The organism is Borrelia anserina Es (assembly GCF_001936255.1).
GTDB classification, from domain to species: domain Bacteria; phylum Spirochaetota; class Spirochaetia; order Borreliales; family Borreliaceae; genus Borrelia; species Borrelia anserina.
The window spans coordinates 512808-524410 of the sequence record NZ_CP013704.1; the positions used below are offsets into that span (position 1 = coordinate 512808).

The 11603-nt window shown below is 30.2% G+C and carries 5 protein-coding genes; 4 read left to right on the plus strand and 1 reads right to left on the minus strand.

Going from position 1 to position 11603, the window contains the following annotated elements; genetic code table 11:
- Positions 1-15: 15 nt before the first annotated feature.
- The 4 genes from N187_RS02535 (at position 16) to trxB (ending at position 10840) form a co-directional block, all read left to right on the plus strand.
- Entirely contained in the window at positions 16-6507 is a 6492-nt protein-coding gene (locus N187_RS02535) for a SpiroCoCo family coiled-coil protein (RefSeq protein WP_075550319.1), read from the plus strand.
- Positions 6508-6519: 12 nt separating this feature from the next.
- On the plus strand, positions 6520-8067 hold the full coding sequence (gene pheS / locus N187_RS02540; RefSeq protein WP_025419688.1) for a phenylalanine--tRNA ligase subunit alpha: 1548 nt from the start codon (positions 6520-6522) through the stop codon (positions 8065-8067).
- Positions 8060-9754: a phenylalanine--tRNA ligase subunit beta gene (gene pheT / locus N187_RS02545; RefSeq protein ID WP_025419689.1), complete on the plus strand. Its 1695-nt coding sequence runs from the start codon at positions 8060-8062 to the stop codon at positions 9752-9754. Before pheS ends, pheT begins: the two co-directional genes overlap by 8 nt.
- A gap of 108 nt (positions 9755-9862) precedes the next feature.
- On the plus strand, positions 9863-10840 hold the full coding sequence (gene trxB / locus N187_RS02550) for a thioredoxin-disulfide reductase (RefSeq protein ID WP_025419690.1): 978 nt from the start codon (positions 9863-9865) through the stop codon (positions 10838-10840).
- Positions 10841-10867: 27 nt separating this feature from the next.
- On the opposite strand, the gene rlmB is transcribed toward trxB, so the two are convergent.
- Positions 10868-11602 (minus strand): 23S rRNA (guanosine(2251)-2'-O)-methyltransferase RlmB, encoded by a 735-nt coding sequence (gene rlmB / locus N187_RS02555; RefSeq protein ID WP_025419691.1) that lies wholly within the window; start codon positions 11600-11602, stop codon positions 10868-10870.
- Between the last annotated feature and the right edge of the window lies 1 nt (position 11603).

An 11603-nucleotide genomic window follows, 5' to 3' on the forward strand; every position in this document is an offset into this window, starting at 1 on the left:
TGGGTAAAATATTTTATGATAGATTTTGTAACCATTTTGGTTAATCTTTTATTAGTTTTTGTGATTTTGTTTATTTATAGGCAGTATGATAGACGTTCAAGGGCTTTATATAAGATTAAAAAGTTTATTGATATTGCCAAAGATAACCTTGAAGATTTTATTGATGAGAAGACAAAGGAGATTAATAATCTTGCCGTTGATATGGAAGCGTATCAACGTTCAAGTATAGAAATCATAAAGAGAATAGATGAAGTTCAGCGAAAGATTGAAAATAAAAGTAATGATTTCGCAGAGGTTGAGAAGAAAATTGCTTATCATGATTCTATGCTGAAAGATCTGGATGACATGGCCCTTAAAGTGCAAGATAATATACAAAGACTTCAAGTGGATGGAAAGATAGTAGATAAACTATCAAAAACTTTAAAGAATTTTAATACTCAGATTGATTCTATTGATTCTAAATTAATTACAGTTTTTGAGCAATTCGATAAGACAAATAAGGAAAATCTTGAGGCTATTAAGATTGAGAGTTGGGATAGGTTTGATAATACTATTAAAAATTTTATTGCGAGAATGGATGATTTGGATAGAAGGCTCATATCTTATCAGGAATCATTGGTAATGATTGAAGAGAGGAAAGAAGAAATTCTAAGTAAGGGTAATGAAAAGCTCGAAAGTGAGTTTAAAGAGTTTGTGTTGAAAATTGAATCTAGCATAGATAGTTATGATAAGTCAATGGAAGATTCTTTTAGTATGTATGAAGATAAATACAAATCGATAGAAAATTCTCTTGATCTTATTATGGAACAAGCTAAGGCTAAGATTAATAATAAGGAAGATTTTATTTTAGCTAGGTTGAATGAGGAGCTAAAGATAAAATTTGACGAAGTCTTTATATATGTAGATGATCGCTCTAATCAAATAAGAGATAAGCTTGAAGGAAAATTGACTTTAATAGATAATGAAATTTCTTCTTTAAGTTCTATTTTTAAGGACGATACCTATTCTAGACTAAATTCTCTTGAAGAAACTATCAAACAAGAGATGAGACAGTATGAAGAGCAATTTGCAGATATTTTGGGGCAGTTTAGAGTTCAAATTGAGTCTAATGTTGGTGATATTTACAGAGAATATGATGGTAAAATAAATCAGTTCAATAAGGATATAAAAGAGAGGTTAGAGGGTAGTCTAAATGATGCTGATTCTAGAATAGAGAAAGTTCAATATGACGTTAAGACATTGCTTAATGATTTTGACGATGCTTCTAATAAGATATATGTTGAATTTAAGGAAAAAATTCAAGGTGATATTGATAGTTTTAGCGAGAATGTATTTTCAAGAATGAATGATATTGGAAATGAATTGGAATTGAGACTTTCAAATATCAATACTGATATTCAAGATAAGATTTCCAATTTGAATAGTAATTTATACTTAGATCTGAAAAAAGTGAATGAAAGGATTATTCATGACTATTCATGTTTAGATGATAGCATTAACTTAAAGTATGAATCTCTCTTAGAAGTTCTGAATTTAAAAAGTGGTGAATTAGAAACCCAATTGGAGAGTAAGTATAAAATTATTGCAGATAAGTTTGAGCATGATATTGATGACCTTGCTTTTAAATGTGATGAAAAATTTAGTAAACTTTCTGAAAAGTCAAATCATGATTATCAAAATTTTGAAATTACTAGTAAAAACATAAAGGAAAGTGTAGTTTCCTTAAATGATTCATTGGTGCGAGACTTTGAGGCTTTAAAGAGAGATTTTGAGTCCAAATTGATTAGCATAAGTTCTGAGATTAATAATGAAGTGTCTAATTTAAAGAGTAATTATGGAGAGGATATAGGTAAATTTATTAGGCAAATGGAAGCTAGTAAATTGCAACATGAACATTTGCAAAGGGAAGTCTCTTTGAATTTAGAGGATATTAAATCCCATTTAAATAAGACTAATGAAGAATTTTTAAATTTGGTTGAGACTCAAAGGATTAGAGGTAAAGAGCTTAGTGAAAATATTTTTAATGAACTCTCAGAGCATATTCAAAAGAAAGCAATGGATATGCATATTAGTTGGAAAGATGAACTTATTGTTTTAAACAAATCTTTACTTGATATTAAGATTTCAAGTGAGGAATTGCTTTTGTCAGCTTCTTCGAAGATAGAGTCTTTTGAAAAGGATGTTAATGAAAGACTTGAGTATATTACCTCAAAGACCGAAGACTTTGAAAGTTCAGTATTAGGTAAGTATAAAGAATTAAGAGATATATCATATAAGAGTAGTGAAGATACTTTATCAGGTATTAGGGAATTTATTGATAATCAAGCTGAGATAATTCACGATAAAGTTATTATGATGCTTAATGGTCTTAATGAAGACTTTTCTAATAAAGAAGAGTTAATTAAGGGTAATATATCAGAACTTGATTATAGACTTAAAGACTTCAAAGTTGAATGTGAAGATGTTTTAAATAATCTTAGGTCAGATCTTGATGCATTTATTGAAACTAGAGCACAAAAAGTTTCTGAAATTAAGATAGATAATCAGAGACAGATAGATGATTTTTTAAATAAAATATCACAAGACATTTTAAGTAGAAGGGATATGTTTGATAGTGAAATAGATAGTAAGCTTGGTGATTGGCAGGGTAAGTTAAGTGAAATATCGGTTAATATTGAGAACGTATTATCTTCAGGAAAGCTTGATATAAGTTCGATCAATTCTGATATGACTTTAAAGATTAATGATCTTAAGACTACTTTTGAAGAGCTTGAGAGTTATTATCTTGAAAAAATAGATGAATTTAGAAATCAGGGAAATTTATATGCCGATGAGCTTCTTAAAAACATTATGAGTCATTTTGATGCAGATACTAAGGAGCTTGAGGAAAATTTATCTAAAAAATTTACTACAGTTTTAGAAAGGTCAGAAGAGTTTGTTAAGGAAGTTGACAGTTTGCTTAAGGATAAGAGGGCAGATATTGCTTCATTTCAGGCAAGTATTGATATTACCATTGATTCTCTTAATTCAAGATTTAATGATGTGAATAGAGAAATTAATGAAAAATATAGTAAAGTCATATCTGATTCTAGGGGATATTCAGAAACCCTTGCAAGTAAATTAGAGGATGAGATAGGATATGAGATTGAAAATGTAAATAGAAGGTTGACAGACAAAATAGATGTTCTTAGCAAGAATATGGATGAAAATCTAGAGCAGTTTAAATCATCTTTTGATATATCAAAGTATCGAGTTGAGAATTTTGAAATTAAAATTAAGGATATAATAGAAAAAGAGGAAATAAGAATTGCTGAATTGCTTGGAGAAATTGAGAAACAGTATAAATTTAGGCGGGAAGAGGCAATTGATTACAAGAAAACTATAGACAGTGATATCATTCAGTTAAGGGAACAATTTATAGGAGTGATTAACGAACTTAGGAATAGTATCGAGGATAAATCTGATTTTTTAAATGATCTTTATAAAGAAAGATTTAAGATTATTGAAAATAATTTTGAAGAGAGATATTCTACATTTTTTATTGAGAGTGAAGGGGCTATTTCGAAGATTAGAGATGAGATATATAAGATACTTACAGATAACGATGAGCATTTGAGGGCAAAAATTTCTGAAATGGATCGAAATTTTGAGGTAATCGAGGAAAGGTCAAAAGAAGTTCTAAAGATTGAAGAAGATTTAAGAAAGCAGATACAGGAAAGTAACAATGAAATACATCATCAATTTGATGTCATTAAGGCTGGTATTGAAAAAGAGATGAAAGATCAATTTGATATTTACATGAGAAAAGCTATTGCTACAATTAATGAAGAGATTGAAAGGTATGAGCATGGTATTAATGGAAAAATATCTGCTCTTAAGTCAATTGAAGACAATTTTGAGCTGATAGAGGAAGATTTAAAGAATAAAATTAGTGAATATCATGATAAATTGGGTAAAACTATTGACTTAAAATATGCTGAGCTTGAGGGAAAATGTGACGAGGAGCGTTTTCTTGTGGAAAAGAAAATAAATGATAAAGTTAGTTCAATTGATGAGCTAATTACAAGCAGGTATGATGAGCTTGATAGCAAATATTCTAATATTCACCTTAATATGGAAAATAGGTTAAATACGTATATTTCTGATCTAGGAGCAGAACTTTCTCTTTCAAGTGAAAAGATAAATAGTGAGATTAAGGAACAATTAAAAAATCTTAGTGAACTTAAGTTAGTTTTGAATAATATTGAGGGAGATGTATTAAAACTTAAAGAAGATTCTTATCATAATATGTCATCCCATCTCAAACTTCTTGAAGAGGATTTTTTTAAAGATTTAAAGGAAAGAAATGATAATTTGAAAAATTCTTTGGAAGATTTTGTAGCTTCTTCAGATCAAAAAATTGAGAATTTAGAGAGAGATATAATCAGGAGCTTAAAAGATAAAGAAATCCTTATGAATAATTTTAGGGTTGAAATCGAACAGGAGCTTCTGCTTAATAAAGAAAATTTTTACTCAGAATTTAACAAAGAGTTTGATATCAGAAAAAGAGATGTAGAGGATAAGATAGTTTTAATGGAAACTAATATTACCAATAAAGTAGATGAGTTTGTTAAATTTATGGACAATAGTCAAAATAACGTTGCTTCTTGGTTTTTGAAAGTTAAAGATGATATGACAAATTGGCAAGAAAACACTTACAAAGAACTTGAAGAACAGACAAGTATTTCAAAGAAGAGTTTAAATGAAATTGAAGGTAATGTTTCTCTTATTAAGAGTGATTTGGAGGTTATTAAAGATAGTGTTAATCAGAGGGCGAGAGAAGTCTTTGAGCATTTTTATGCAGATATTAAGGAATTTGAGAATAGCTCTTACCTTAACTTGAAGAATATTTCAAATGAGGTTCAGGGGAAAATTTTGGGTATTGAAAATTTCATGGATTCTAAGATTAGATCCATAAATGAGAAGATAAATTCTCATTTGGAAGATCTTGCAACACAAGTTGAGATTAAGTTTTTAAGTCAGCAGAAAGATATTGAAGATAAGATCAGTGAGGCTAATAAAAAATTGGAATATGAATTCAATCTGATGGCTTCTAGAATTGAGGAAGAAAAGCAAGTCATTATAGGTAGATTTTTGGATAATAAAGGTGGTTTTGAATCTCAAGTAAAAGTGATCCAAAATGATGTTTTAAGACTTTCTGAAGAAGTTAGTGCATATAGAGTTAATTTTGAGAAAACAATTAGAGAAAATTATGATGCTTTTTCTAGTGCTATAAGAGAGGAGTATACTGCGTTTGAGAATGGAATTAAAAATAGTTTGAATTATTCAGAAGAAGAGATAAAAGCTTTAAGGGATAGTTTAAAATTGCAAGTTGATGACATAGAATCCGAGTTTAAGGATAAATATAATCTGATGATTAAAGGTATTGATGATAATGTATCACAACTTCAATTGAGGGTTTTAAACTATAATAATGAGCTTAATCATTTTATGGATGAGGTTAAAGATAATTTAGTTGTATATAAGGCTGATTTGAGAGAAGAACTTGATAATCGTTATGCTGTCATAAGTGTTAAGCTTGAAAGCTTTAGGGGATTTGAGTTTGAACTTGATAGAAATAAGGAGCTTATTAAAGAAGTTTATTCTTTCAAGGATGAGTTGGAAGAGTTACGGGAAACTTTAGCTAATGAAATAAATCTTGTTAAGGTATATAAGAGTGATTCTGAAGATATTATTAAAGAAATTGGAGATATTAAAGCCCAGTCATCCAGTATTATTGAAGTATTTAATGACTTAAAGACGCATCAAATGGATATTAAAGGAATTAAAAGAGATCTTGTTCAATTCCTTGAATTTTACGATTCTTTTAAGGAAAGGTACAAAAAGTTTACAGAAGCTTATGATGAAATGCAGCTTTACAAAGCTAAAATTAAGGAAATAAAGGAAAAACAGAATGCTATTCTTGATAATTATGATAGGATTAGTAATAAAGATAGCATACTAAAGTCTACGTTAGAATCTGTTGATAAAAATTTTGATTTGATAAATGAAATAGAAGATAAAATGCATGTGTTATTTAAAGAAAGTTCTGAATTTCAGGATAGTCTTAATGAGTTGAAAGGTATTATGTCAGAGTTGTTGGTAAATAAAGATTTATCGCAGGAAGTGTTGAATGATGCTCAAACTCTTAAAGAAATTCTAGGAGAGATTGACAGTAAATTGACGCATATCAAGGATGTAAGAGAAAAGGTTGCAAAGTCTGAAACTCGACTAGAAAATTTAAATATCGCGGCGGAAGAGAGAATCAAAACTCTTGGAATTCTTGTAAAAACAGAATCTAGGTATAAAGATAATGTTGGGCTTAATAATGAAACGGTTAGAGATTCTGTAATTAAGCTTATGAGACAAGGTTGGAGTGCCTTGGAAATTTCAAGGGCTACTAAATTATCTGTTGGAGAGGTTGAGCTTATTTTGGAACTTGGAATTAGTAGTAAAACTGATAATTAGAGGGATAGTTTTTTGGAGAATAAATTTGAGATACTAAAAGCATTACACCCTCTTGAGATAAAGGCGATTTTAAATTATAAAGAGGGGGATGAAATTTTTGCATTAAGGCTTGCTGCTGACCTATTTTACAATGAGGGCCAGTCAAATAAAACAATTGAATGGCTTGTTTCTAAGGGTATTCTTAGGGAGACCTTTAGGAAGATTAATGTGTTTTATCGTCTTACTCAAAAAGGTATTGATGCTTTAGATAATGGTTTAATTGAAGAAAGAGTTATCAATCTTGTATCTAGAAAAACAGTTTTAATTGCTAATTTATCGTCAGAATTAGCAATTGATGCTAGGGATGCTGGTAAGGCATTTGGCAATTTATCTAAAGAGGGAGTTCTATCTTTGGGATTGAGTAAAGAAATTGTTGTTAAGGATTTAAAGCGCGCTAGTTGCAAGATAGTTAAAGAATTGCTTATAAAAGCTAAAGAAAGCGATCTTTCAGAAGATAATTTGTCTAATGATGAATTGTTAGTCATTTCTAATTATTCTAAGAAGAAAGGCGCTAGTGATGCCTTATTTAAAGTGGTAGAAAAATTGGACTTAAAATTTAGATTTTCCGAGTTTGGGTTAGAAATAAGATCTGAACTTAGAAAGAATAATTTAACGGGTGACGAGATTGTAAAATTAACCCCTGAAATATTGAAAGATAAATCTTATAAAGATAGAAATTTTAGGGCTTATAATATTCATGTTTCATCAAGGAAGACCTTTATTGGACGTGCAAATCCTTATTCAGAATATATTGCTAAAGTTAAGGATAAGCTTGTAAGTCTTGGTTTTGAAGAGTTTGATGGACCTTTAGTTGAGAGTGAATTTTTTAATAATGATGCTCTTTTTATGCCCCAATTTCATCCTGCACGTGATTTGAAAGATGCTTATTATATCAAAGAACCTAGCTCGCTGAAATCTTTGCCTGAGCCTTATTTTTCTAATGTTAAGGCTGTTCATGAAAATGGTTATACTACAAGTTCAAGAGGTTGGAGATATGATTTTAGTGAAAGTCTTTCAAAAAGACTAGTACTTAGAACCCAAGGTACGGTGCTTTCAGTAAAGCAATTAATTGATGTTAAGAATCCTGGTAAATATTTCGGAATTGTTAGGTGTTTTAGGTATGATCAGGTTGATGCTACTCATGGAGCCGATTTTTATCAAACAGAAGGGATTGTTATTGGTGATGTTAACATTAAAACCTTATTGGGTCTTCTTGAAATTTTTGCTAAGGAACTAGCTGGTGCTACTGAAGTTAAATATGTTCCTGCTTATTTTCCATTTACAGAGCCCTCAATTGAGGTACATGTGAAGCATCCTGTGCTCGGTTGGTTTGAGTTGGGTGGAAGCGGTATTTTTAGACCAGAAGTTACAAAACCTTTTGGAATTGATGTGCCTGTTATTGCTTGGGGTATTGGCATTGATAGGATGGCTTTAATGCATTTAGGTTTAAGTGATTTAAGGGAACTTTTTACCCATGATATTGGTGATGTTGTGTTGAGACGAGGGAAAGTAAATGCCTAAGATAGAAGTTTATAAGAGTATTTTATTAGAAAAGATAGGAAAAGATTTAACTAATTCTGAGCTTATATCTTTTCTTGAAATGGTTAAGGCTGAAGTTTGTGAACTTGATATGGTTAATGATAAAATAAAAATTGAATTTAATGATACAAATAGGCCTGACTTGTGGTCTTATACAGGACTTGCACGTCAAATTAAGACATATCTTTTTGGTGAATTACCTTTGTTTAAATTTTTTTCAATGAAAGATAATGCACAAGAATTTTATGGTGAAATTTTGGTTGGACCTGAAGTATTTAGTATCAGGCCTTTTATTTTTGGATTTTTAGCAAAAGGGATAATTTGCAATGAGCAAATGCTTGAAACTTTAATTCAGTTGCAGGAAAAGCTTTGTTATAATTATGGGCAAAAGCGTAAAAGGGTTGCAATGGGAATGTACGCATCAGGTTCTATTGAGTTTCCGTTGAGTTATATTGCGTGTAATGCTGATTATAGATTTATTCCTCTAGGTATGGATACTGAAATGTCTATTAAAGATATTAATAAGAAACATCCTAAGGGAATAGAATATGCATCGATTCTTGAGAATTTTAGTAAATATCCTTTGTTGTTAGATTGTAAGGGTAATGTGCTCTCTTATCCGCCGGTAGTCAATTCGCATGATATTGGAGCTTTAAAGGTAGGTGATTCCGATTTGTTTGTTGAAGTTAGCGGAAATAATCTAGAGGCTACGTTGTTGTCTTTGTCAGTTGTTGCCTGTGATTTTTATGATATGGGATTTGAAATTTTGCCAGTAAAGACAATTTTTCCTGAGGAGACTTTATTTGGGCAAGAAATAGTTTGTCCTTATTATTTTCAAGATACTCTAGAGGTTAATGTTGATAGGGTTAATAGGGTACTTGGTAGTAATTTTACAGTAAATGATATGTGTCTTGACTTAAAAAAATTGGGGGTATCAGCTTACTTTAAAGAGTTAGGTAAATTTTATATTATTCCTCCTGTTTATAGAAATGATTTTCTTCACGAAGTAGATGTTATGGAGGAAATAATGATAAGCAGAGGATTAAGTAGTTTTAAACCTGAGCTTCCCAAAGATTTTACTTTAGGAAAACTGAGTTTGGTAGAAGAATTTTCAAGGAAAATTAAAAATTTACTGATTGGAATGGGATTTCAAGAGATGATTTATAATTATCTGGGTTCCAGGAGAGATTTTATTGAAAAAATGAATATTGAGGATGGTGACTTTTTAAGTATTGCTAATCCGATGACAGAAGGGTATGAGTATGTTAGAGGCTCGATAGTGCCTAATTTGCTTAAATCTGAAAGTATTAGTTCAAATTTTCCTTATCCACATAAGATTTTTGAGATTGGTAAAGTAGCTTTAAAGGATTTAAATAGTGTTGATGGTACTGTTACTTATGATAATTTAGCTTTTTTGATGGCTGATAGGGAGGTTTCATTTAATGAGATTAATTCTTTAGTTGCATCTCTTTTTTATTATTTAAATATTGAATTTGAGTTAAAAGAATCAAGTAAAACTCTTTATATATGTGGCAGAGGAGCCGATATTTTAATCGGTAATACTGTTTTAGGTAGTTTTGGTGAGGTGTCTCCTTACATATTGAGCAATTTTGGAATTATAGTTCCATGTTGTGTGCTAGAAGTTAACATTAATAAGCTTTTATATTGAGGCAAATATTTTTGTGTTCAATATTTTGCATTAGTGTGACATTTAAAAAAGGAAGTGTATTTTTTTAGTGTGTTTTAAGCAAGTTAATGAGGGTTTAGGGATATATTTATGTTAGATTTTGAAGAGCTTGATATAAAAAAGAGTAATAAAAATATTTTAAGAACAGAGATAGATTCTATTGAGGATGTGATCATTGTTGGTTCAGGGCCTGCAGGACTTACAGCTGGAATTTATACTGTTATGAGCGGATATAAAACAGTTATTTTAGAAGGACCTGAGCCTGGAGGGCAGCTTACAACAACGACTGAAGTGTATAATTATCCAGGATTTAAAAATGGCATTAATGGAAGAGAATTGATGTTGAACATGAAAGAGCAGGTGTTGAATTTGGGTGCTACTACCTATCTTGAGACTGTAAGGGCCATAGAAAAGAGAGATAATATTTTTTATCTATTTACTGACAATTATATTTATAAAAGCAAAGCTGTTATTGTTGCAGTAGGCTCAGTACCTAAAAAACTTGATACTCTTAAGAATTCAGATTTGTTCTGGAATAAAGGTATTTCTGTGTGCGCAATTTGTGATGGGCATCTTTTTAAAGGAAAAACTGTTGCAGTGATTGGTGGGGGCAATTCAGCAATCACAGAAGCTATTTATTTGAGCAAATTAGTAAAAAAGGTATATCTTATTGTAAGAAAGGATTATTTAAAAGCTATTTCTACGTTGAGGAGAAATGTTGAAAAATTATCTAATGTTGAGATCTTATATAACTGTGAAGCTATAGAAGTTAATGGAGATGATTCTATATCTAGAGTTTGGATTATGAATAATAAGGATAATTCTACTTTTGAATTAGTGTTAGAGGGTATATTTATAGCTATTGGTTATAAGCCAAATACAGAGTTTTTAAAAGGATTTTTGGAATTGGATGAAGATGGGTATATTTCTACTCGAGATCTTGTTAAGACTAGTGTTGAGGGGATATTTTCTTGTGGTGATGTTAGTAACAAGCTTTATGCACAAGCTATTACGGCTGCTGCTGAAGGATTTCTAGCTTCTGTTGAGTTGAGAAATTTTCTGAGATAATAGATTGGGTTAGTTATAAAGAGTGTGTTAAAGCAAATTGAGTTGTCTTTTAATTTCGAATATTAAAATTCCTGTTGAAACTGAGACGTTTAGTGAATCTACTTTGCCCTTAGTTGGAATTCTTACTAAAAAGTCTGAGTTTTGTTTTGTTAATTTATGTATTCCTTTTCCTTCATTGCCCATGATAAGTGCTATTTTAGTATCTCTTATTTTAATGGTATTTATTGCCTTTCCTTTGATATCGCTAGCATATATCCAAAATCCATTTTTTTTTAAATATTTTATTACGTTATTTATGTTTGGAACTATCAATTTACTGACATATTGACTTGCACCAGAGCTAGTGCGCAAGATGGTTGCATTATCTTTTGCAGTTCGTCTCTGGCTGGTAACTATAAGATCAATGTTAAATTGCTCTGATGTTCTAAGAATTGCTCCAAAATTTTGAGGATCCTCTATTCCATCAAGTATTAAGATAAATACATTGTTTTTGTGTTGAAGTTCTTCTAAAAATTCTTCCAAGTTTTTATCTTGTTTGTTGGTATTATTATATTTTGAGATTTTTAATTTTAATGCAAAACCTCTATGGTTATGGTTGCCAATTATCTTAGCAAGGTTGTTTACTTTTATTATTTTAATATTGTGTTCTTTAGCTAATTTTTCAATGCTTATGCTTTTTGAACTTGCCTTTGAAATATATAATTCAACTCCTTGATTGTTTTTTATGCTTTCGATTATTGAATTGGCGTGTGTAATGTACATA